Annotated in this window: 17 protein-coding genes; 9 read left to right on the forward strand and 8 right to left on the reverse strand. The window is 53.9% G+C overall.

Annotated elements, in window-relative coordinates; translation table 11 throughout:
* Nucleotide 1 precedes the first annotated feature (1 nt).
* The 8 genes from F4V60_RS05430 (at nt 2) to F4V60_RS05465 (ending at nt 10,910) form a co-directional block, all read left to right on the forward strand.
* Complete coding sequence (locus F4V60_RS05430) at nt 2-1,174, forward strand: restriction endonuclease subunit S (RefSeq protein WP_170245717.1); 1,173 nt, start codon at nt 2-4, stop codon at nt 1,172-1,174.
* Entirely contained in the window at nt 1,171-1,893 is a 723-nt protein-coding gene (locus tag F4V60_RS05435; protein ID WP_141255800.1) for a TIGR02391 family protein, read from the forward strand. Before F4V60_RS05430 ends, F4V60_RS05435 begins: the two co-directional genes overlap by 4 nt.
* A complete protein-coding gene (locus tag F4V60_RS05440; protein WP_141255798.1) occupies nt 1,890-4,976 on the forward strand; it encodes a type I restriction endonuclease subunit R in 3,087 nt (1,028 codons plus the stop codon). The genes F4V60_RS05435 and F4V60_RS05440 overlap by 4 nt, the downstream gene beginning before the upstream one ends.
* A complete protein-coding gene (locus F4V60_RS05445) occupies nt 4,960-5,706 on the forward strand; it encodes a M48 family metallopeptidase (RefSeq protein WP_141255796.1) in 747 nt (248 codons plus the stop codon). The genes F4V60_RS05440 and F4V60_RS05445 overlap by 17 nt, the downstream gene beginning before the upstream one ends.
* A gap of 42 nt (nt 5,707-5,748) precedes the next feature.
* Nucleotides 5,749-7,380 carry an ATP-dependent nuclease gene (locus F4V60_RS05450; RefSeq protein WP_141255794.1) on the forward strand — a complete coding sequence of 544 codons (1,632 nt, stop codon included), beginning with the start codon at nt 5,749-5,751 and terminating at the stop codon, nt 7,378-7,380.
* Nucleotides 7,377-8,474, forward strand: a complete 1,098-nt coding sequence (locus F4V60_RS05455; RefSeq protein WP_141255792.1) for an AAA family ATPase — start codon at nt 7,377-7,379, stop codon at nt 8,472-8,474. Before F4V60_RS05450 ends, F4V60_RS05455 begins: the two co-directional genes overlap by 4 nt.
* Nucleotides 8,475-8,559: 85 nt before the next feature.
* On the forward strand, nt 8,560-9,483 hold the full coding sequence (locus F4V60_RS05460) for a DUF5655 domain-containing protein (RefSeq protein ID WP_141255790.1): 924 nt from the start codon (nt 8,560-8,562) through the stop codon (nt 9,481-9,483).
* A 71-nt stretch (nt 9,484-9,554) separates the two neighbouring features.
* A complete protein-coding gene (locus tag F4V60_RS05465; protein ID WP_141255788.1) occupies nt 9,555-10,910 on the forward strand; it encodes an ApeA N-terminal domain 1-containing protein in 1,356 nt (451 codons plus the stop codon).
* A gap of 366 nt (nt 10,911-11,276) precedes the next feature.
* Here F4V60_RS05465 and F4V60_RS05470 read toward each other — a convergent pair whose 3' ends face one another.
* From F4V60_RS05470 to F4V60_RS05505, 8 genes are all read right to left on the reverse strand, one after another.
* Nucleotides 11,277-11,531 (reverse strand): Txe/YoeB family addiction module toxin, encoded by a 255-nt coding sequence (locus tag F4V60_RS05470; protein WP_075729684.1) that lies wholly within the window; start codon nt 11,529-11,531, stop codon nt 11,277-11,279.
* A complete protein-coding gene (locus tag F4V60_RS05475) occupies nt 11,531-11,782 on the reverse strand; it encodes a type II toxin-antitoxin system Phd/YefM family antitoxin (RefSeq protein ID WP_075729685.1) in 252 nt (83 codons plus the stop codon). Before F4V60_RS05475 ends, F4V60_RS05470 begins: the two co-directional genes overlap by 1 nt.
* Before the next feature lie 102 nt (nt 11,783-11,884).
* Nucleotides 11,885-13,036: a Wadjet anti-phage system protein JetD domain-containing protein gene (locus tag F4V60_RS05480; RefSeq protein WP_346283566.1), complete on the reverse strand. Its 1,152-nt coding sequence runs from the start codon at nt 13,034-13,036 to the stop codon at nt 11,885-11,887.
* Nucleotides 12,997-16,350 carry an ATP-binding protein gene (locus F4V60_RS05485; protein WP_075729687.1) on the reverse strand — a complete coding sequence of 1,118 codons (3,354 nt, stop codon included), beginning with the start codon at nt 16,348-16,350 and terminating at the stop codon, nt 12,997-12,999. Before F4V60_RS05485 ends, F4V60_RS05480 begins: the two co-directional genes overlap by 40 nt.
* Complete coding sequence (locus F4V60_RS05490) at nt 16,347-16,970, reverse strand: DUF4194 domain-containing protein (RefSeq protein ID WP_075729688.1); 624 nt, start codon at nt 16,968-16,970, stop codon at nt 16,347-16,349. The genes F4V60_RS05485 and F4V60_RS05490 overlap by 4 nt, the downstream gene beginning before the upstream one ends.
* A complete protein-coding gene (locus F4V60_RS05495) occupies nt 16,971-18,437 on the reverse strand; it encodes a DUF3375 domain-containing protein (RefSeq protein ID WP_075731087.1) in 1,467 nt (488 codons plus the stop codon).
* Nucleotides 18,438-18,607: 170 nt separating this feature from the next.
* Entirely contained in the window at nt 18,608-18,925 is a 318-nt protein-coding gene (locus F4V60_RS05500; protein ID WP_075729689.1) for a hypothetical protein, read from the reverse strand.
* Nucleotides 18,926-19,112: 187 nt separating this feature from the next.
* Nucleotides 19,113-19,667, reverse strand: coding sequence for a hypothetical protein (locus F4V60_RS05505; RefSeq protein ID WP_141255786.1), 555 nt, complete (start codon nt 19,665-19,667; stop codon nt 19,113-19,115).
* Between the two features lie 1,289 nt (nt 19,668-20,956).
* Between F4V60_RS05505 and F4V60_RS05510 the strand changes: the two genes are divergently transcribed.
* Nucleotides 20,957-22,918, forward strand: coding sequence for an alpha/beta hydrolase family protein (locus tag F4V60_RS05510; protein ID WP_075729692.1), 1,962 nt, complete (start codon nt 20,957-20,959; stop codon nt 22,916-22,918).
* Nucleotides 22,919-22,957: the final 39 nt, after the last annotated feature.

Here is a 22,957-nt window from a genome sequence, read left to right on the forward strand (position 1 = left end):
CTTGACTAATCCCCAGTGGCGAAACGTTCGGCTCGGCGATATAGGGCAAAGCCTAATCGGGTTGACGTATAGTCCTAGCAATGTCAAGCGTTCAGGGACGCTTGTCCTCCGTTCATCGAATATTCAGGATGGCGAGCTTGCATTCGATGACAATGTATATGTCGATTGCGCGATTCCCGAGAAGATCCGCACACGTGAGAATGATATTCTCATCTGCGTCCGTAATGGCAGCCGTCGATTGATCGGTAAAAGCGCCATACTCGATCGTCGAGTCTCCGGACAGACCTTCGGTGCTTTCATGGCTGTATACCGCTCCGATTTGAACCCGTTCCTGCGGTACTTCTTCCAGTCTGATGACTTTAAGCGTCAGATCGACGAACATCTAGGTGCGACGATTAATCAGATCACGAACGGGAGCCTCAACGGATTCGTTGTCACCCTTCCCTCTGAGTCGGAGCAACAAGCGATCACGGAACGGCTTCAAGATGGGGATCGGCTGATTGCTACTCTCAAGCGCCTCATCTCGAAGAAGCATGCAATCAAGCAAGGCATGATGCAGGAGTTGCTTACTGGACGCACGCGCCTACCGGGATTTAAGCAAGCATGGTCCAGAGCAACATTAGGGAGAATCTCCAAAGTAACTATGGGACAGTCTCCAGTAGGATCTAGTTACAACACTAAAGGAAATGGTCTGCCGCTCATTCAGGGAAACGCCGATGTTTCGAAACGAGCTACCATCGAGCGAGTTTGGACTAGTTCGCCAACGAAAATATCTGAGCCCGGCAATGTAATTCTAACGGTTCGAGCTCCTGTGGGACATGCGGCAATAGCTTCACATAGGATCTGCCTTGGGCGTGGCGTCTGCGGACTTGACGCAGGAAAAGATAACTCGTTTCTATTTCATCTCTTGGTCAGCAGCGAGTCAAGATGGTCTCTTTTTTCTCAAGGAAGTACGTTCACAGCAGTGGGCTCAAATGAGGTGGACTCTTTCACTATCGATTGGCCATGCGACCCTGAGGAGCGCTCCGCTATTGCGAAAGTCCTGCAGGATGCTGACCAGGAAATTGACGCTCTCCAGCGCCGCCTTGAATCCGTCTCTAGCATTAAACAAGGCATGATGCAGGAGCTTCTCACTGGGAGAGTCCGCCTTCCTGTAGGGGGTCAGGCACGATGAATGCGATGAATACTGATTGGGCACTAAAAGAGCTGGACACTTTTATCTATCTGACTGAGCATATTCCTCACCCGAGTCCTAGCGTCATAGGTAGTTTTCCGCGGGGTTCTAAAGCCGATATTGCTTCTCAGGCGCAAGTAGCCGAGAAAATTATGGATCGGACTACTCCAGGCTGGCGTTCTGAGTTGGTTGGCGCTAGGTCGGGCACTTGGGATCGTCATTATGAGGCTGCAGTCAGGGCTCGAGCTCAACTCCATCGCGCTGAAGAAATCTCTCAGAACCTGGGCGAGAACGCTCCAGAGCTCTCTGCTGCGGAGTTACACCCTTGGATCTGGGATGGTGCGCTATCTCTGTGGCAGTCAGGTCATTACCGTGAAGCCATCGGTGGTGCGATTCGCAAACTCAATGCTGAGACGCAGAACAAGATCGGTCGTCGGGATGTCAGTGAGACAAATCTTTTCAAGCAGGCCTTTTCCACCGATCAGCCAAAGAAAGGAGCGTCTAGGCTACGACGAATGAAAGATGACGGCAGCGACACCTATAAGTCGGTTCAGCGTGGCGCTATGACATTTGCTGAGGGAGTCTTTGCTGGTATTCGAAACCCTCTTAGCCATGAAGCTGATCAAGAGCTTACGGAGCAAGAAGCTCTTGAGTATCTCGCCGCCCTCAGCGTTCTGGCACGCTGGGTGGATGAATCCACCGTGGAGGTATCGTCATGAGTTCTGTTGGGCAGCGTGAGCGCCTCACGCAAGATCGGGTCGTAGATGTACTTTCAAGCCAGCTCGGGTATGAGTACGCCGGAGACTGGAAAGACCGAGCCAACTCCAACGTGGAGGAGGAGCTGCTCCGCCAGAACCTTCTTGCTCGTGGCTACGACGAGGATCTTGTTCGGCGCGCTATTCAGCAATTCATTACCGCGACTTCTCTGCCGGCAGGTGGATCACTATACGACGCCAACCGGAAAGTGTACGGCCTGCTCCGCTACGGCGTGAAGGTCAAGCGCAGCGTCTCGGAGAACTTCGAAACGATCTGGCTTATCGACTGGAAGGACCCGGAGGCTAATCACTTTGTGGTGGCCGAAGAGGTCTCTATCAAGGGCAAGAACACCAAGCGCCCTGACGTCGTGCTTTACGTCAACGGCATCGCTCTCGGGGTCATTGAGCTCAAGCGCTCTAAGGTCAGCGTTGGTGACGGCATTCGTCAGCATCTGGGCAATCAAAAAGCGGACTTCGTTCGTCCTTTCTTCACCACGGTCCAGCTACTGTTCGCTGGCAATGACGTCGAGGGGCTTCGCTACGGCGTGATCGAAACCCCAGAGAAGTACTGGCTGGAGTGGAAGGAACCAAGTGAGGTTGAGAACCATCTCGACCGTGGCCTGCTTCAGATGGCGAACAAGCAGCGCTTCCTCGAACTCATCCATGACTTCATCGTCTTCGACTCTGGCGTGAAGAAAACAGCTCGGCATAACCAGTATTTTGGGATCAAGGCCGCCCAGGAACGCATCGCTCGTCGAGAAGGCGGGATTATTTGGCACACCCAAGGTTCAGGCAAGAGCTTGACGATGGTGTGGCTAGCGAAGTGGATCCGGGAGAACCAGCGTGAGGCCCGCGTCTTAGTGATCACTGACCGCACGGAGCTGGATGAGCAGATCGAGAAGGTTTTTGCTGGTGTCGATGAGACCATCGAACGGTCGACGTCTGGAGTCGGCATGATCGGCATGCTCAACCGGAACCAGCCGTGGCTGATGTGCTCCCTGGTGCATAAGTTCCGGGGTGATGACGAGAAGGATCAGGGCGAGACCGAAGACTTCGTTCGTCAGCTCAAGAAGCCCCTGCTCGAGGGGTTCAGTCCGAAAGGCAATCTCTTCATCTTCGTCGATGAGGCTCACCGTACACAGAGCGGCAAGCTTCACAGTGCGATGAAGGAACTGCTGCCGAATGCGATGTTCATCGGCTTTACCGGCACACCTCTTCTCAAGAAGGACAAGGCCTCCAGTATTGAGACTTTCGGCTCCTACATCCACACCTACAAATTCGATGAGGCTGTTGAAGATGGCGTGGTTCTGGACCTTCGCTACGAAGCCCGTGACATCGAGCAGAAACTCACGAGCCCAGAGCGGGTCGATGAGTGGTTCCAAATCCACACCCAGGGCATGACCGATCTCAGTAAACACCGGCTCAAGCAGCGCTGGGCGACGATCAAGGCAGTTGAATCGGCAGAGCCTCGAGCCCGGCAGATCGCAGCTGATATCTTGATGGATATGGCACGCATGCCTCGCTTGATGGATGGTCGAGGCAACGCCATGCTGGTCTGCTCGAGTGTTTACCAAGCCTGCAAATTCTACGAGATCTTCAGTCGTAGCGAGCTTGCCGGCAAGCTAGCGATAATCACCAGTTATGAGCCGAATGCGTCGCAGATTTCGAAGGAAGATTCTGGGGCCGGCAAGAATGAAGAGATCGTGAAGTATGAGACGTATCGTCACATGCTGGCTGACTACTTCCAGACCAACGCCGATGATGCGGCCAAGCGGATCGAGGAGTTTGAGAAGAGCGTCAAAGAGACGTTCATCAAGCACCCGGGCCAGATGCGTCTTCTCATCGTGGTCGATAAGCTGCTGACCGGCTTCGATGCTCCGAGTGCTACCTATCTCTATATTGATAAGAACATGCAGGATCATGGTCTGTTCCAGGCCATCTGCCGTGTTAACCGGCTTGATGGTGACGATAAGGAATACGGTTACATCGTTGACTACCGAGACCTGTTCAAATCTCTCGAGACTGCGGTGTCTGACTACACCTCAGAAGCTTTCGGTGACTATGACCAGGACGATATCGACGGATTACTTAAAGACCGTATCGAGCAGGAACGCCAGGATCTCGATGATGCTCTAGAGATGGTTCGTGCCTTGTGCGAGCCGGTTGCCCCACCTAAGGGAACGCTCCAGTACCAGCACTATTTTTGTGCGATTGAAAGTGGTAACGCTGAGCAGCTCAAAGCCAATGAACCAAAGCGCGTGGATCTGTACAAGGGTGTGGCGAGCTTGGTGAGGGCTTACGCCAACTTAGCCAATCGTATGAGTGATGCCGGTTACTCCGAAACCGATGCTGAATTCATCAAGCGCCAGGTCAAGCACTTCGTCGATGTCCGTGACGAAGTCAAGCTTGGTGCTGGTGAGAATATGGATCTCAAGCAATTCGAGGCGGGCATGCGTTCCCTGCTGGATACTTATATCCAGGCAGACGCTTCCCGAAACCTGGCGACCTTTGACCAGGGGCTCGTGCAACTCATCGTCGAACATGGAGTTGGGGCTTTGGAGAAACTTCCGGAGAACATCCGAAAGACCCCGGAGGCTGCGGCTGAAACTATTGTCAATAACGTCCGTAAGACGATTGTTGACGAGCAGGCCATGAACCCGAAGTATTACGAGTCTATGTCTACTCTGCTCGATGCTCTGATTGAGCAGCGTCGTGAGGCTGTGATCGACTACGAGGAGTATCTGCTTAAGCTGGTTGAGTTCACCCAGCGTCTCGCTAAGGGCGAATCTGATAGGAAGTTCCCTGACTGGGCCAAGACGCCAGCTCGCCGGGCTCTGATCGACTTCGCGTGGCCCCAGGGCATTGAGGTTGATGTGGAACGTGTATATAGCACCATCCAACGCAATAAAGAACATGGCTGGTCTGGAGATAAGACCAAGCAAAAGTCTCTGATGCGTACTCTTGCACTCAACTTCCCTGGGCTCCTAGATAAAACGCAGATGGAAAGTCTGCTTGATCAACTGAAAAAGCATGATGAATTCCGCTAGCTCCTATCTCACTGTTTCCGGTTTTGATGTTGAGCTGGTCTACAAAGACATCAAGAACATGCACTTGTCGGTGTATCCGCCGATGGGGCGTGTTCGGGTGGCTGCGCCCGCTCGGTTAGATGAGGACACTATTCGCCGGGCTGTCGTACAACGCCTGCCGTGGATCCGACGAGAACGCGATCGTCTCCAGAACGCTAACCGGCAATCCAAGCGACAGATGGTCTCGGGGGAGAGCCACTATGTCTGGGGTAGGCGCTACCGGCTTGATGTCTCGAAGCACAGCGGCAACCCTAAGGTGGTCGTCTCGGCCGACACCCTCTGGCTCTACTCTCCGGAAGGATCGACACCCGAGGATCGGTTCGGGATCCTTGACCGTTGGTACCGGCGAGAACTCAAGTCAGCGCTTCCGCCTCTGGTTGAGAAATGGGAGTCTGCCATGGGTGTGAAAGCTAACCAGATCACGGTCAAGCGCATGAAAACTAAGTGGGGATCTTGCAATCCTGATAGTCGTAATATCTGGTTTAACCCGGAGCTGGCGAAGAAGAATCCTCGGAGTCTGGAGTATCTCGTAGTTCATGAGCTCGCCCATCTGATTGAGCGATCCCATAATGCGAAGTTTGTGGCGGTTATGGATCAGTATTTACCGGATTGGACCGCACGACGAGATGAACTTAATGATACTCCTCTGGCAGCTGAAGACTGGGAAGGCACGTTAAGTACCTATGCTTAGGGGGTCTGTTTGGCGCACACTGAAGATGGAAAGGCTGCTTTCATGATTTCTAAAGTCAGAATCCGAAACTTCAAAGGGTTGCGAAACTATGAGGCAACGTTTAGTCCGAAATACAACGTGATTGTAGGCGCAAACGGAGCAGGAAAATCTACCTTGCTTGAAGCTATCGGGTTGGCAATAGGGGGACGAATCAACGGACAGTGGCCGAGTGATGCCCTCTCCCCTTACTGGTTTCATACACAAACAACTAAAGAGTTCTTCGACGCATACTCTGCAGGACAGCGTCCGGAGGTGCCGAAGATAGTCATCGAAGTAATTTTAGATAACAGCTCGAAGAATCCGGACTTGGCCCGCCTCCAAGGAAAGATGAACAGCAAAAAAGCAAATGAAACTGGGCTTGCATTCGAATTATCTCTGAACGATGACTATGCAAAAGAGTTTTGGGACTACATGGCCGCATGGGAAGAAAATGGAGTAAGTGCCAAGCTCTTCCCGACCGAATACTTTGAGACCTACTGGCATTCGTTTGGTAGTCCCGACCGACTCACGCGAAAACCTCGAGGGCTGAATTTCGCACTAATTGGGCCGCAAACAAGCACTTTGAACCGAGGAGTGGATCGATATACCCGTCAGCTTCTGGCAGACCACATCCCTGACGAAGTTGCTGCTAATTTGTCGGTGACACTTAGATCGTCTTTCACTTCATCCACACAAAGCGCCCTAGAATCAGTTAATGAAAAAATTAAGAACGATCCGGCTAAACCATTAAAGCAGCTTGGAATACAGATTGACCCAGCAGTTTCTGGTCAGTGGCAGTCAGGGATTACCCCCGCGATTAACAGTCTTCCCTTTAGCCATGCCGGTTTCGGAGAACAAGCCATAGCAAAGGTGGAGGTATCACTACTTAAATCTGGGACGAAGGCAGATCTGATACTCATTGAAGAGCCAGAGAACCACCTTTCCCACACAAAATTACGTCAGCTTCTGGACCGAATTAAGGCTCTCGGCGCCGATCAGCAGATAATCGTCACAACTCATAGTTCCTTTGTGCTTAACCGGTTGGGGCTTGATGGCCTCATGCTTATGGAGGGAGGCGTTGGAGCCCGCCTTTCCGACCTGGAGTCCAAGGACATCAAATTCTTTCAGAAGTTGCCTAACTTCGACACTCTGCGTCTCATTTTGGCAGACCACGTAGTGCTTGTTGAGGGAATTAGTGATCTCCTAATCGTCGAGAAAGCTATCGAGCGAATCTACGGCAGTGGCTCATCGGATCTCGGAGTCGACATCATTTCGGTAGAAGGGGTCAAGCATGAGAGATGGTTCCGGCTTGCCGCTCTGCTCAAGAAACGGGTGATCGGAATTCGTGATAACGATGGACGAGACGATGGGCATTGGGAGGAGAAATATCGCGTGTCCCTGGGGGATAGCCTCCTTTTTGTGGGAAAAAACGCATACGGGAAGACGCTCGAGCCGCAGCTAGAGTACGTAAACAGGGAGAATATGCCTGCATTGAAGGAGAGTCTTGAAATACCAGAGGGGCAAGATTTTGTGGAGTGGAGCACTGCGCAGAAGTCAGATGCGGCCCTCAAGCTTGTAGAACTGCCAGACAAAGACTGGAAGATACCTGAATATATTAATGAAGCAGTGCGCGCTATTTTTCCCGAGATGCTATGAACAACGAAGCTTTAATAGCAGTAGCTGGCGCGGGTAAGACTGAAGGCGTTGTCCAAAAATTTGCAAAATCGGAAAAGAAGACCCTCTTCATTACTTACACCAGCACTGGGCAAGAGGAGCTCAAGTCCCGGCTTACAGCCGCTAATCCGTTTGCTGGCCATGAGGTGGTCGGATGGTATGGGTTCTTAATCGAGCATTTCTTGAAGCCATTTATCCCCGATTACCTTGGGGGAGGGACCCGATACGCAGGATTTAATAGAGATTATCGACCCAAGCGTTGGGATAAGGGGCATCGCAAGCATTTTGACGCAGAAGGCCGGATCGGTGGCCAATCGGTGTCTTTCGTCTCCAAGGAAATTTGTGATGCCAACCGAAAGCAGCCGATATCACGATTAGAGATGATCTATGATCAGATAATCATTGATGAGGTTCAAGACTTAGCTGGGAATGATCTAGTAATTCTCCAACACCTACTTCAATCCAGCATTTCTATCTTCATGGTTGGAGATATTCGGCAAACTGTTTTTGAAACCACAACGAGCGATCGCAAATATCCTCAATTCCGCAAAGCAGCAAAAATTGGTTGGTTCATGTCAATGCGCGACAAAGGCCTGCTTGAGCTAAAGTTCGACTCAGTTAACAGGCGCTGCCATAAGGATATCGTCAGAGTGTCAAATTTTGTATTCAGCCCTGACTATAATTTTCCCGAAGCTACTTCAGAACACTCTGATTCCGGAGTTGGGTTTGGGCTTCACCACGTCGCTCCTAACCAAGTGTTAAAGTACTGTGAGCAATTTAAACCTCTTGTGCTCAGGTGGAGTAAAGCGTCAGAGAAGAGTTGGGCCAAATATTTGGACTTTGACACTTTTGGCAATGTAAAGGGGCGAACCGTCGAGCATGTTCTGATTTTCCCCACAGATGCAATGAAGGATTTCTTGGCTAGCGGTGCACCAATCAAGAAAGATGAGCCTGCGGCCAAGTTTTACGTCGGCATTACAAGGGCGCGCTACAGTGTGGGCTTCGTACTTCCGAAGTCCTTTGATTTTGCAGACAGTCTAGATCCATCGTCCTTCAAGCTCTGGACGACAGACTGACGAGGTCACGTCTGGGTCCGGGTGCCGTCAGCGTTCCGCTTAGTTAGCTCTAAATTGGCGGGTCAGCGTGATATAATACCAGCATATGATTCTATTTGAAGTGGGCCAGGACTCGGCCAAGCAGGTTAAGCCCATGACTACCGTCAATGGCAAGAAGGTTCTGGAGCGAGATGTCCAGAAAATCTTCGAGGCGAGTCTTCATGAGATCTTGGGTGTACACTTCCTGGCCAGCGAATACGCCACTAGCTTTGGTGGGCGCATGGACACTCTTGGCATCGATGACGACGGCAACCCCTGCATTATCGAGTACAAGAAGGGCCAGAATGAGAACGTCATCAACCAGGGGCTTTCGTACTTGCGTTGGCTGCTCGATCATAAGGACAGCTTCCATGTCCTGTGCCAGCAGAAGGGTGTGGAGCACGAGGTGCAGTGGGATGCGCCTCGGGTGATCTGCGTGGCGGAGAGCTACAACAAGTTTGATACCGACACCGCCGACCTGCTGCCGATCAAGATTGAACTTCTTAGGTACCAGCTGTTCGAAAACGGGATGCTGACCCTCGACACTGAGAGCTACCAGAAGGTCAAGATCTCTGGGATGCCGAAGCTCGAGGCCGGCAACAAAGAGAGCATCGAGCCTCTCCAGCAGACCTTCATCCTCGAGGAGCATATCGCCAAGGGTGGACCGAACAGCCGCAAAATCTTCGCCGACCTACGCGAGCGCATCCTCGGTCTCGACCAGGAGATGCAGATCGAGCCCAAGAAGCTCTACGTAGCCTTCAAGATGACCCGCAATGTGGTGGATATTGTGGTCCAGAAGCCAAAACTCTGGCTATTTCTTAACGTCAAGACGGGAACGCTCTATGATCCCGAGGGGCTTGCGCAAGACCTGGAGACACCGGTGAAGATCGGGCGCTGGGGTAATGGAGACTACCGGGTGGAGATCACCGCTAGCACTAACCTTGATTACGCGATGACACTGGTCAAGCAGAGCTACGAGATGAATCGGTAGGAGATATGGCTGCCCTGCTTTTCAACATGATCTTGCGCTGCCGGCGGAGCTAATTAGGGAGGATTGAAACGATGGCTACGAAAAACACCTTAGAGCCGGACGACCTACGAATTGGCTGGTACTACCATGACCAATCAGAGGACGGGTCGACTCCAGCAGCAACGCTCCTTCGTAACGAGGGCGACATGATCTCGCTGTCTATTCCCATCGCGGAAGAAGATGCCTGGGGGCCGGTTTCGCGTTGGTTCGATGGTACGGGGGTGCGGTACGACGATGATCCCGACCAAACCAAGTACACCTACGTTCCGCCGAAGGAGCTTCTTTTTACCGATACTCGCGGACCTGTCGGACTCTTTCACTGTCGCAATCTCGGCAAACGGTCGGTCATGGGCGGAACCGCTGAGGGGAGAATCCGCGTTGGATTTGCCGTACTGGGTGCGCACTCGCTGGAGCACGGGCAGCCTCATCGCCTGCGGACCTATATCCCCGGGATGGCAAAGTGGATTGGACTAACTTCGCTGCAGGTAAAACCGGAGCAAGACGAGAGCGGGATCTCTACTGGGCTGTCCCTGAAGACTGCTTCGCTCAAGCCGCTTGAACTTGAGCCGGGTCTTTTCCTGGACACCGCCTGGCACTCCAACTATGACCGCAGCGATAATCATTTTGAAATCTCGGACCCGCCGTTTATTGAGTCTGTTATAGGAGGTGGTGCGGATTTCTACGATCACCTCAAGAAACACCAGCTCTTCCGCGACCTGGTCGACCTCGCGTATTGGCAACCGACAGGTTATTACCGAATCCAATCTAGCCGGGACGAAGACATCGAGCTCAAGTCTCGGAAGTGGCGCGAAGTAAAGACCTACCTCGTTCGCCCTCAAGAAGACGGCCATTCAGCCACTGCACTTTTCCACTTCGGGCAGATCGGTGCCGAGGGGTTCCAGAAGTGGTCCGAGATGCGTCACAAGTACGACCGCGCAATTGGACCGCTCATGTCACTCCTCGGCATGAAGGGGAGTGCGGTTGAAACACAGCTCATCCAATCCTGCGTAGGTCTCGAGGGATTGGGCGTGCAACTCGCGCGAGACAGCGGAGTGAAAAAGCGAGAGATTCTTCAGAAGCGACTTGAGCGCGTGGTCGATGACCTTGGCTTCTCTTTTAGCGAGGACTGGGCGAAGCGCACGGCTGACCGCTACAACGACATCAAGCACTACGACCGGGATGCGTTGGTTGACCCACTCGACGTCTACTACAACCTGCTTGAGAACGAGCTTGTTTTTCGTTCATGGGTGGCGCTGCGCCTCGGGCTATCTCCGGAGTACGTACTGACTCATATCAGTACAACGCCTGCTGGCCAATCGCTGATCGGCCAGCCTGGTATATCTTTCCCCGAGCCTGCGGGAGAGGCCGATGATTCGGAGGAGTCGTAGAATAAATCTTGCCGAGGCTTCCTGGGTTAAGGGAAACTATCGACCACAAGCGGCATCCATCGAGTATGTGTAGTATCCGTTTGGTTCGATGGGTGGCCGCCCGGCTAGGAAGCTAAGCCATAGCGTGAGCGTAGGTGTTAGCTTTTCCGTCAGAGATATTTATCTCATTAACCCTGGTAGGCTGGCCTCTTTGAAGGGCTCAGCGGCGCTTGACAGCACCTCGTATATGTTACGTGATGATTGGCGTACAAAAGCACAATTCCGGGTCACATGCAGTATCGTGGCTCGGGATTTTCTCGTCCGGGTGGAGGCCCATTTTGAGCGTCTCCGTTATCGGCGTTGATAATGCAGGCGTGGTTTCGATCTTCAGTAGTGGTAGCGGGCCTGAAGAATGATGAGATCTTCTCCAGCGACTAGATAGACCAGGCGGTGTTCATCGGTGATCCGCCGTGACCACGCCCCTTGTGCGCCGTACTTGAGTTCCTCGGGCTTTCCAATGCCTTCGAAAGGTTCGCGCAGGCATGCATCGATCAGGGTGTTGATGCGTTTTAGTATGCGCCGATCAATGGTTTGCCAATGCTTATAGTCCTCCCACGCCGACTTGTCCCAGACGAGACGCATTATTCGTCTCGGTCAAGCTCGTGCTCCTGGACCGCGCCTGCGCGTGCACGCTCATAGGAATCAAGCAGCCTGCGCGCATTTGCCGGAGAACGGAATAGATAGGCCGTCTCCTGCCACGCTGCGTACTCGTCGGCGGGCATCAAAACGGCATTGCCTTTGCGAGAAACGATCTCCACTGCGTCCCGATCGGCGTTGATTCGCTCGATCAATGGAAAGAGCGTCCTCCGGGCTTCACTTGCGGTGATGGACATTGCTGGAACCTCCAATCATTCTGCCAACATGTACCACATTACGGTACCACCCATTCAGAGTGGAGTCACCGTCTCCGCCATGGCCGCGGGAGGCAGGGGAAACTACCTGAGTCTTCCATCGAGAGCTTCCAGAGCAGCGTCCCAGGGAATGCGCTCCTGCTCGATACGGATCTTGCCATGCATGAGCAGGGCCCGCCGGGCATCGGACTCTTCGCTGCTGAGGAGCGGCAGGTCGGTGGCATAGTTGCCTGGGTCCGGGACGCCGAGGTGGGCCCAGCGGTCGACGTCAGCTGGCGACATAAGCATAGACTCAACCGTCGGGAAGTGGTGGCGCAGCCGGTGAAGGATAGCAAAGCCCTCGGCATCGAGGTCACCCCAGTACACAAGCCTGTGACAGCGGTGGAGCCACGGCAGGCGGTCTAGCATGCCCACCGCGTAGCCAGCACCCCATACTGCGACGGTGCTAGGCCAAGCGTTAGTCAGATTTAAGAAGGTTTCCTTGTTCTCTACTATCAATGCGATTTGTGGCCCGCTCGATGGCCCGCCTGCTGGCCACAGCGCGGAAGCCTCTGCGAGGGGAGTGGAGACGTCGATAAGCCCAGTGCACAGTGATCTATCTAAGATTCGCAGGCGGATAAGGTGATCGCCGGAGACGAGACCAAGGTCTTCGACTCCTAGCAGATGGCGCACCAACCGTGCGTGGTGCTCCAGCCATTTGCCGTGGACTCCCGCCACGGGCACGCTACGGGGGCGCAGGCCAGAGCTAGGATTGACCCGAAACCAGTCCACCACTTGAGGTACCCAGGCGCATTCTTGCGGTGTTAGGTCGCGCCACAATTGAATTACTTCTAAGGCACGTTCGGTATTTGCACTGCCGAGGAGCACTAGTTTTTCCTGTAGAGCCTTAAAGTCCTCTGTGGCACCCGCCAGTGCGGCGAACTCCGCAGGGGTCGACGTGCTGATGCGAGTTGGCACCTGCTGGATTCCCAAGCCAGCGCGATGCCAGTGCTTGCTTTTGGTTGTGATGCTTCCGGGGCCAGTCCAGCCCTGCCAAGTGTGGATAAAATCCTGAACCGTGTCAAAATCTATCGAGGCGGTAGAGGCTTGAGGAGCGTGGAGAGGTAAGGACCACTCATATGAATCGGCATCGAGAAGCTCCGGAAGCCGCGAAGCGAACTGTCTGGCGGCGAGCCGAGAAACGTCGGCAGGAAACCTCACTGTGTGCCCTCCGCGGAAGAATCGATGTGGGCCCACCCAGACCTTGCCACGTCGTTGCCTTTGTCATCGACTCCTTCGGAGTAATTGATTACTACGGTGCCGTCAACGTAGGGAGAGAGCGTTTGAACGAGCTTTAGGGGTGTGGCCAAAACCATGTGGAATCCGAACTCGCTAAAAATATTCATAGCGGTGCGAGTAAAAGCGGGATCGGCGCGGTCGAAGGCCTCGTCGAGCACTACCGTGGCGTAGCGCGGATGCGCCTCGTCGGCTTCGGCGAGGCGGAAGCGCAGTGCCGCAGCCAAGCAGAAGAACACCAGTTTCTGGGCCTGCCCGCCGGAAAGGGAAGCCGAATCGACGTAGGTGTTTAAAACGACTCCTGTGGCGTCGATCTCGGAGGCGATGAAGCGGACATGCAGGCGGGTGTCTAGGACCAGACGGCGCCAGCGTTGATCCTCGGCGTTGTCACTGCCGAGGCGATCCAGGATGATGGAGAGGGCTTGGTAGCGCTTCTCGGCCTCCTTAATGTCTCGGTCGCGAGTGGCGGCCATCGCGCCACTTGTTGCCTCCGTGAGATCGTTCATAAACTTCAACGCATCAGCATTGCGGTTGTCCCGGACTTCGACCTTTAACCAGCGGCCGGCATTAAATTCCGAATCTCCGAGTGATTCGTTGACCGGTTGCAATCGCGTTTCGATATCTCCGCGGGCGCGGCGCAGCGCAGTAGATAACGCGCCTAGGTTCTTCACTGAGCTTTCATTCATGAGGTCGAGGAAACGTCCCTCAAAATCACCTAGTCGATCGCGGCGCAGGAATGTCAGGCGATTGATGGCCTCGCCCGCGAAGCTGGGATCGTCTCGCAGCTCAGACTTCTCGGCCGGCCATTCGGAGATGTACTGGGTCAATATCCGGGTGATGCGGGAATTCGCCTGAGTGATAGCGGTTTCGGAGGAAGAAATCGTGGCATCGAGTTTCCCGATGACTTTATCGGTCATCTGGTCAATGTTGCGTTGAGTCACGCGACGAGTGATTTCGCCGATGAGAGAGCTTAACTCCGTGTAGGTGGCGTCCTCGACCTTCTCGCGGTTGGCCAACTCGGATTCCAGGCGGGCTACGTCTTGGTTGACGGTAGTAATTTCTCCTGCGAGCTGCGCAGCCTTGCGGTCGGCGGCTCGGTAACTGGAGTTTACCTCCGCATAACGATTCTCTGCTTCGTTGACCAACTGCTGGAGCTGCGCCAACTCAGGGGAAGTTAGGATATCAGCGCGCTGTTTTGCCAAGGCCTCGAGACTGGCATCATCGACACGGATGTCGATCTGGTCAAAGGTATACTGGGCAATCTTTTCTGCGCAATCGATCATCTCTCGTTCACGGTCGATCAGGCGTTTCTTTTCTTTAATTCGGTTCTCAGTGGCAGTGATCTTTGAGTTCAGTCTGGAGATTTCTTCACGCAACAGCTCGACTTTCTCGTCGTTGGAGGTTCCCAAACGATAAGAAGAGAGATCACCTAGCCTGCGGCGGTCATCTTTGGCATAGCCGACCGATCCATCCTTGTGGGTTCGCTCACGCACAAGCCCTTTGATGGTTGCGCCCTGTTGATGGGCTCCGAGGGCTTCTAGTTCTTGTTCGTTATCGACGCATTCGTAGTCATAAACTCGCAGTATCTCGTTACGCACCCACGTCGACATTGGTGCCTCGAGGAAGCCGAGCTTATTGCTCAGGGCCCTTGGGCTCCCAGAACGGCGGGAAGGAACAATGTTTGATGGAATGACTCGATAAGTTAATCGAATGCCGAGGCTAGTCCGATTGACGTAGTTATTGATGGTGCGCGCAAGACGCTCAGGGACCAACAGTGTGGTCGCGAAGCTGCCCAAGAGTCTCTGGATGACCGGCTCCCAGCGCCGCTGATCATGGCGAACATCGATGAGCTCACCGGCGAATGGAAGTTCCTGTTCAGTGACTTGCAACGACTCAGCAAGTTGCTTCCTTACGTGAATATAGCGCCGGTCTATATTACTGCTGCGCTGACTCAAGGAGCTTAACTCGGCCGCAAGTTCTTCGCTCTGCTTCTTTAAACCGCGGCGGTCCACTTCATCACTGATCTGTTCTGCTTCCCAAAGGCTAATCTGCTCAGGGGAGTTCGACTCAATCTCTTGGACTTGGACTAGCAGCTGTGCGTATCCTTCGGCGTCGGTGGGCATGGCGCCTCCGACGGACTGCACAGCATTGTGGACTTTAGTTCTATTTTCTAGGCGCCATGCGCGCTTTTCCCTAGCCCGAGAGTCTTGTTCCTCAAGGACTCCAAGACGGCCATCACCTTGGGCCTGGAGCGCCGCAGTGGCCGAGGTAACCTGCTTTTGCGCTTGGTCTAGTGCTTCTTGCAATTGAGCAACATGGGAGTCAGCTGCCGTTACCTCCGTGGTCAACTCTGCCAAGCGATCGCGGTTACCCGCTAAGTGCAAACTGTCTCGGACCGCCGGAAAGGCCCGCTTCATCTCTAGTGCGTGAGCTTTGCTGACCTCCGCGTTGGAGCGTTGGTCCCGCAGGCCAACCAGTGGCTGAAGAGTATCGATCTGGGCGCGGACGTCGACGACGCGGTGATAGGCCTGGCGCAGATCGTCGAATTGTTCGACCGCTTCCTCGGCCATGGCGAAAGTAGTCGGCGGCTCGAGCATATAGTCGCGAAAGAGTTGGTCGAGGCTCGTCAGGGACTTCGCCGACTGTGTACGATGCAGGAGCAGTTGCGCTTCTTCGCTGCGCATGCCCAGACGCGGCCGAAAGTAGTCGGCGAAAACGCGGTATTGGTCGCTGAAGCGACCATCGGCGAATGTGCTCTTTATCTTTCGCTTGTCGACGCCTGCCTTGAGAAACTGTTCGAATTCTCGTACATCGACGCTGGCGGGAATCATGCCATAGAATTTCTGTACTTGCGCGTTTGCCGTGTCACCTGCCCTTAGATAGAACAGGCCGACGAGTGTGAAGACGGTGCCTTTAGCGTTGTCATAAGTCAGCCCGACTACAGAGTAGGTGGCTTTGCTGCGCAGGAAGGTCGAGGCGATGCCGCCGGTCTCGGCATTTTCCCGGCGCCGCCATGCGCCCCGGATATAGGACGCCAAGGTACGTCCTTGTTCCCGCCTGAGTCCTTGTTGTGCCGCCTCATTGAAATGAACCTTGACGGGAGGAACGAGGATGGAGGACATGGCATCGAGGAGAGTGGATTTACCAGATCCAGAGCCGCCGGTGATGAGATGCCCGCGGCGGGCGATGGGCATGTCGACATAACCCGAAAAGGTGCCCCAGTTGATCAACTGAACTCGGGAGAGCCGGAATTGCCCGGGGTAGACGTCACTCATAGCTCGTCCTTTGCACTACTCGTTTTATCTTTTGCGGCGTAACGCGCATACTCATCCCGGAGCGCGGTTACAGTGTCAGCATCGAAAATATGGCGCAACACCGGAGAAACCTCATAGCGCCCGGCGGTTTCGGTGTCATCGAGTAGGTTATAGGTGTTGCGTATGCGGGTGATCGCAGCGTTAAAACGCTTGGTATATGCAGCGTCATCCAAGTCATCTGAACGCTGGTAGGAACGAACCTGGTCACGCAGTTCCTCCGCATCAATGATTACGCGCTCTCCGGGAGTGCTCAGACCTAGTTCACTGCGCAGGTGCAAGAGGATCAACGTATCGACGTGCTTAAGTCGGTCGACGCGTAGCACTGCGGGAACCTTTAAGTCGTTGTCTACTGTGACCATACGAGTAAAGGCGATTCCGGCTTCCTCATCGATGATCAGGTCGAGGAATACATCGGCGAGGCGGCTACGGAGGGCCTCGGTGTCCGTGATGAGAGCTGACCACAGATCCGGATGTTTAGACTTGCGCATCAATGGACCTTTTAGGAGCTGTACCAAAGCGCGGCGAGAGTCAAGGGTCAAAGTTCCCAAGTCTCCGGTCCATAACGGGTCAGTATTTGACATCTACATTTCCTCCAGGCTTGTCACATCAAAAGAGTACTGGTCGATGGTGGCACGGCGCGTTGAGTCGCCCTCTTCCCAGGAAACTTCCCCGGCCCTTCCGCTAGGGATACCGTATTTGAGTCCCAAGTGGAGTAACCCGACAATGCTACCCAGTCCCTGAGTTGCGGGGTGCCTGGTCAATACTTGGCTGATGGTGGCTTGGCCAGTTCCTGAAGTCACGGTGTCCCGAACTGAGTTGATCAGCTCCTCTAGATCAATTTCGGACTGACGGACCGCAGACAATAGCTCTTTAACGTCCAGTGCTTGCGGCGCATTTACTGCAGTTTCGCCCTCAACTATTTCTTCACCAGGATTAGTGAGAACAATTGAGCTCACTGACTGGATACTCATACCGATACGTTGAAGGGGAGTCTCCATGGCATGAATCGCACTCAGTTCAAATTTTTCAACGGCGTCAGCAGCCAGAGCACGGGTTTCTCGGATCAGCTCAATCATTCTCCGGTCCTCCGCGAACTGCTCGCTGGCGACATAATGGCGAAGCGAACGCGCCAGCCCTGTCATTACGGAGTTCACTTCGGCTCCGGATTCCTCCATGTCTCGGATGAGACGGCGCAGCGATACTCGGGTCTCTGGATCAAGTTCGCGTGCGGACTCGCTACTGAGAATCTTGTCGATCCAATTATCGATGTAGGCGCTGCGCTCTGGGTCCGTAATGATGGAGTAGAAGCCATTGAAACTGCGACCTGCCTCTGAGCTGCTGATGACATCGACGCCGGTGAAAATATCGTCTAAGACGTCACCGCGGGTGGAGTCAGGATCCAGTAATTGTCGGCGCAGCGTCCGGTTTAGGACCTCGAACTCGTGACGCACGCGTGCGAAGTCGGCGGGTACTGAAGACGCGGAGGTTAATATATCCCCGATCCTTTCAGACACCAGATCTGGAGATGGCAACTCAAAGTCACCGCGTGAGACTCGTTCGATTTCACGATCTAGGCGATCTCTTTCGAGTTGCAGGCGTTCGAGGCGCGAGGAGATGTTCGGGTCGGTGTCTCGAGCAAGGCTGCCTAGAGCTTCGGAGATTGATTCCAACCGCGAAGCAGTGACTGAGGAGCATGGCTTTTCCCAGCTCTGGACTGTATGAAGAGCACTTAGCGCGTCTGTGGAAGGTTCAAGCAATTCTCCGGTTCGCTGGTTTCCTGCCTTGCGCATTAGCCACCGACTGCGAACCCAATCGGTGCAGTATTCTGCTGGAGTCTTTGGCAGATCCATCCCGTTTTGACGAAGCACTGCCAAGTCTGCCGCCATTAATTCATACAGCTCGGATGCCGGACGCGCGGTAGGAGAGTCGCCGAAGTGAACGGCAACGGTAGCCAGCACAAAAGGCGCATTAGTGGCGGTCAACAGGCGGACGGCTGAGGAGTCCTTCAGAATGCGTTGAAATGCCAACACTTGGGAGAGCGAGCTCATGGTCATTAGTGTGCCACAAGGCTCGAACACACCAAGATGATTAGAACAAATGCTCGCGCGAGAAAATACCGCTCAGGATGTTAGTCAGACACTCCCTAGCAAGCACTTCCTAGGCGGTATTCCTCAGCCTCCAACATCAAACGAGCAGTGTTGGAATGATTCATATGAAACTAAATATCGTCTTCGCCTCCAGGGCCACCTTCATCTTCCCAGCGCTTGAGCTGGCGAGTCTTCGAGGCGTTGTGGCGTTTGCGTACGCCGTATCCGTAGCTCTCATCTTCCGTAATGAAGGCGACGCCATAGCTTTCGAGAGTTTTATAAAGGCGAGACTTTTCCTCGGGAGTGAGCCTACCAACGCGTTTTTCGAAGTCCCTGACTTGTTGCCTAGTTAGTCCGGCATCTTCGGCGATGATAAGAGAGTTGACTTGAGTGAGGGCGCGTCCGGCGCGGGCGAGCCCTGGAGTGATGTCTTGTGGAAGTACACGCATGATCTGATCCTTTCTTGATTTAAAACACGATTGGTAGAGTATGTGAATTGGATCTCAGTTTACCTACGATTATACAGCTTGGGTAGCTGTTCCAACAGCCCCGCCGAGCACTCCCTGGTACAGCACGAAATGCTCTGCGGGATTCAATAAATTACGGGTTTCGCGGAGGCGCCGTCACCAGTCTCAGTTAGGCCGCCGTTCCGGGAGGTTTCTGCAGGGTCATTGCATGCTCGATCTTGGCCTCGAACTCGGGAAGTAGCTTCGAGTATTTGTATCCGGGGTAGAGCTTGTATTGGTGCTCGTAGACCTGCATCAGGGCCGAGGCTAGGGAAAGCCAGCGAGTAGGCGCGTCTGGCCATAGTTCACAGGCTAGGTCCCACGTCGCGCTGTCGCTGGAAAGGTAATGCCACTGGGTCATCCACAGGTCTGGTGAATTTAAGACCTGGAGGCTCGGCGGGTTCTCCTCGTGTTCCTTCAGCTCCGCCTCGATTGCTTCCTGGGTCAATGGATCGAGCCACAGTTTGCGGATCTCGTCCGCCGCAATCTGGTTGCTGAGTCTAAGTAACTGGTCCCTAGTCATGGCATCGACGAGGGACCGACCCGTCTGGGCTACCACTTTGTTAGTCAACTCACTCAGCTTGGTCAGCGCCAATTCTTCCCACTCACTCATCATCTGCTCATAGCGTTCGTCGAGCTGGGATTCTGTTATTTCGTAGCCAGCCGCCTCGTAGGCCTGTCTCATCGTGTCTTTGAGTATCAGCAACGGGTCTCCTTCTCGTATGAAGCGCAGTTAAAAGCCTCAGTTATGTCTCGTCCTTGGCGTGGCTCCGCATTGTAGAGGAGGTCTTGGACATGCTCTCTGGGTAAGGCCTGCGGCAGTGTAGTTGGTCCAGAAAAGTGAGACAACTGAGGTTTGGTGACGGCGAATCTTACGCGTCGGCTGGACTTGAGGAGATGTGGGGTGCTGTAAAGCGCAGCTTAGAACGTGGGGAAAGACAATTTTCAATGGGGGAGGTACCGGATCATCAACAAACTCGGCGTTCAAGCGCTCGTGACAGGAGGAGAACGCCAGAACTACTCTTGTAATCGCACTACAGCCAAGCCTTGCCAGTCGCAGCAAAGCATGCCACGCCAAATAGCGTGGAACCGCCCTACCGGCAAGGTACAGCGGTTCGGCCCCCACTGAAGGCTACTGGCAGGTGGGGGCCAACTTAAATTTCGAGAAGAGTTGTGAATTTCTCGACATATTCGGCGAATAAGTTCGCAGTCGGGTCCACATGGGTTTTGCTTCGGCGGAAAGCCACGCCGAACTAGATCTAGGAGCCACAGTGTCTGTTCTTCTGCGGGCGAAACCCAAGCGAAATGGACGCCATGTGGCACCACTCTTTGTCGCCTCAGTGCCTTAATAAATCTCCTGTCGCGGTAGTTGTCATTGTTCTCACGGCGAGCTTCAAAGATGAGGCCGGAAAGTTGTGGTATCTGGGGGACAGCATGGGAGAGCAGCGCTCGCATGCAGTCACGGCGCGCATCTTCGAGTGCCTGCTCAGGTGAGAGAGCGGTTTTGCAGCTTATGAAGGTGGGGTCTATCCATTCTTGGCAATGACTCAGCAGATTCTTGGCACGTTGCCGGTCCACGTCGGATTGTAGTGCTTCAGTGGCGTGCCAGTATTGTGCCGCAGCTGTTTCAACTAACGCCTGCCTAATGGCGGGCAAGTCCGCATGACGAAGTTGAACTGCGGTTAAGAAGTAGAAGGATTGGCTGAAGCTCTCCTGGGAAGTCGAATAAGTCTCGTCAAAATAGAGGGACTCAGCGGAAGCTTCGCTGTAGATGCGAATCAATGAGGGGTGCAGCGGGCGATGCATAATCATCTTCTCATTTTGGCTTCTGGGTGGTTTGAGTTCCAGCTCTTGGCTCAGATTAACCGAGCACGGGAACACGCGTAGACCAGAAGTTCAACAGCATCTTTTGGCGCCTACTGAAGTAGGATTACCGGCGGTAATGGTTTAGGAAAAGTTCAGAAAGAGCGTGAAATGTCGGATTCGAAATTCTTGCTGTATTTGCATGGTGTGAGCACAAGCAAGACTCATGACAGTGGCTCCAGCGAAGCATGGAAAACGGCTCTATTTGCAGAACTAGAAGAGTTGGGTTTCCGCAACCTAGATTCATTTCGCGTTATTGAGCCTTCCTATACAGACCTGCTGCATTCGAACGATGCTAAAGCTGACGTTCCGCCGACGACCACGAAGCGTTTGGGCAAAGTGGAAGCCGAAGATCACCTCCGGGCTTATCAGGAGAGGGTCTCTGCCCTTGAGGTTAAGTGGGGATATAGCTACGAGGGCCCAGGCATGGCGTACCAAGATTCCCTCGTGTCCGCGGTTAAGAATTTCGGGGCATTTCGGCAGGCGAAGTCTTATGTTGAAGATGACAACGTCAGAGCCCAAGTACTCAGCAAGATTCTGGATTCACTTCCTGATGAAGGGCGACTTGTCATTGTGGGCCATAGTCTTGGCTCGGTCATCGCTGCAGATCTCGTGACGCGGATATCCCCGAAAGTACAAGTGGAAGGGATGATTACCGTGGGCAGTCCGCTCGGGACCTCATACTTCTCAGGAAAGAAGCTGACGAAGGAACTGGTCAACTCGCCCCAGAATCTTGGGTGGTGGGTAAACCTTTGGGGAACAGGAGACCCTGTAGCGGCATCACGGGGGATTTCAGCCAAGATTGAATGGGTCCTCGACTTGCCGGTAAAGACCGGTTGGAAGCCCGGGCCGGCGCATTCTTCCAAGAACTATCTATCCAACCCAAATGTGGCGAATCTTATCGGCACTGCGCTGCTCGGCCCGCTGTGCAGAGAAATCGTCCCAGTGGATTCTGGTGTCGACGTTCCCTTTGACCAGGCCGAATGGTTGGCCGTGGCGGCGCTGCGCTACGTATACCTTGTGGAGTGCCAGCTTAAGGAGAATAGCAAGAGCAAGAAAGACAAAGAGACGTTGGAGCGGTATTCCGGGGCCCGCATCCTCGTCCAATCGCGCGCGATAACGGAGCTGATTGAACGCAGAAAGACTGAAGCTAAGCCCATTCCCTCTGAGCTCATTCGGATGAGCATAGAACTCGCTGAGGAGGGAAAGAAGACGGCCCCAGAACCTACTCAGCTGACACGACTGAGCCGAGAAGACGCAGTGGAAATCGTGCCGCGTCTTTTGACCGAGAACCTCATTAATCCCTATGAGATCTCCATCCGCGAGGAGATTAGAAAAGAGGCTGCTAAAGATCTTAGCGCGGAGCTGGGGTTGAGAAGCACCTTCGGCGTGCAAGCGCTGGAATCAATTCAGCTTGTCCAAGAAGAATTGCGAGGAGGCAGTAACGCCCTTGGGAACGGGCTTATTCTGGGCGCTGCCGGCTTGGGGGCGGTGGCAATGGTAGTCGCGACAGGTGGACTTGCCCTAGCAGCGGCTCCGGGTGCATTTGGAGCCGCGGCGGTGACCAGCGCTTTAGCTGCTTTTGGCCCAGGTGGAATGATTGGGGGGCTCTTTAGCTCCGGCGCCTTGTTGAGTGCCGGAAGTGGAACTCTAGCTCTTAGCCTCTCAAACACCCGAGCTAGTGCTGCGGTTGTGGAAGAAATGCTCGTGTTACCGCTCGTGGAGGCAGAACTTCGCAAGCAGCTTAAGCTTGAGGCAAATCCTTCGATCTGGTTTGAGATCGTTGAAGCGGAAATGAATGTCCGCCGTGAGTACCAGCAACTTGTGCCTTTCTGCGACCATAAGTCTGCGGCGTTGAAGGGCCTAAAGTCAAAGCTCACCTCTATAGTACGTGCCCTCGACTTCTTGAGAGCACTAGGTCTTGAACCAGGCGTAGAGAAGTCTGAGGCAAAGAAAGCCCCAAAGAAGGCCGCAAAGAAAACTGCAAAGGATGCAGATGCTAAAGCGGAGCGTAGAGCCGTAGGACAGCGAAAGGTTCCTAAGCTGGAGTTAGCCGCAGGCACTTCTAAGTAAGAAGCTTGGAGCCTTCGGTCATGGTCATTTGCTAAATGC

Source organism: Corynebacterium flavescens, from assembly GCF_008693105.1.
Classification (GTDB): Bacteria; Actinomycetota; Actinomycetes; order Mycobacteriales; family Mycobacteriaceae; genus Corynebacterium; species Corynebacterium flavescens.

What these genes read in the sequence shown, in the direction of transcription:
- F4V60_RS05470 (WP_075729684.1), bottom strand. Translation starts at nt 11,531, where the DNA reads ATGCGTCTCGTCTGGGACAAGTCGGCGTGGGAGGACTATAAGCATTGG.
- F4V60_RS05500 (WP_075729689.1), bottom strand. Translation starts at nt 18,925, where the DNA reads ATGCGTGTACTTCCACAAGACATCACTCCAGGGCTCGCCCGCGCCGGA.
- F4V60_RS05450 (WP_141255794.1), top strand. Translation starts at nt 5,749, where the DNA reads ATGATTTCTAAAGTCAGAATCCGAAACTTCAAAGGGTTGCGAAACTAT.
- F4V60_RS05510 (WP_075729692.1), top strand. Translation starts at nt 20,957, where the DNA reads ATGTCGGATTCGAAATTCTTGCTGTATTTGCATGGTGTGAGCACAAGC.
- F4V60_RS05475 (WP_075729685.1), bottom strand. Translation starts at nt 11,782, where the DNA reads ATGTCCATCACCGCAAGTGAAGCCCGGAGGACGCTCTTTCCATTGATC.
- F4V60_RS05465 (WP_141255788.1), top strand. Translation starts at nt 9,555, where the DNA reads ATGGCTACGAAAAACACCTTAGAGCCGGACGACCTACGAATTGGCTGG.
- F4V60_RS05460 (WP_141255790.1), top strand. Translation starts at nt 8,560, where the DNA reads ATGATTCTATTTGAAGTGGGCCAGGACTCGGCCAAGCAGGTTAAGCCC.
- F4V60_RS05485 (WP_075729687.1), bottom strand. Translation starts at nt 16,350, where the DNA reads ATGAGTGACGTCTACCCCGGGCAATTCCGGCTCTCCCGAGTTCAGTTG.
- F4V60_RS05445 (WP_141255796.1), top strand. Translation starts at nt 4,960, where the DNA reads ATGATGAATTCCGCTAGCTCCTATCTCACTGTTTCCGGTTTTGATGTT.
- F4V60_RS05455 (WP_141255792.1), top strand. Translation starts at nt 7,377, where the DNA reads ATGAACAACGAAGCTTTAATAGCAGTAGCTGGCGCGGGTAAGACTGAA.
- F4V60_RS05440 (WP_141255798.1), top strand. Translation starts at nt 1,890, where the DNA reads ATGAGTTCTGTTGGGCAGCGTGAGCGCCTCACGCAAGATCGGGTCGTA.
- F4V60_RS05490 (WP_075729688.1), bottom strand. Translation starts at nt 16,970, where the DNA reads ATGTCAAATACTGACCCGTTATGGACCGGAGACTTGGGAACTTTGACC.
- F4V60_RS05505 (WP_141255786.1), bottom strand. Translation starts at nt 19,667, where the DNA reads ATGAGACAGGCCTACGAGGCGGCTGGCTACGAAATAACAGAATCCCAG.
- F4V60_RS05495 (WP_075731087.1), bottom strand. Translation starts at nt 18,437, where the DNA reads ATGAGCTCGCTCTCCCAAGTGTTGGCATTTCAACGCATTCTGAAGGAC.
- F4V60_RS05435 (WP_141255800.1), top strand. Translation starts at nt 1,171, where the DNA reads ATGAATGCGATGAATACTGATTGGGCACTAAAAGAGCTGGACACTTTT.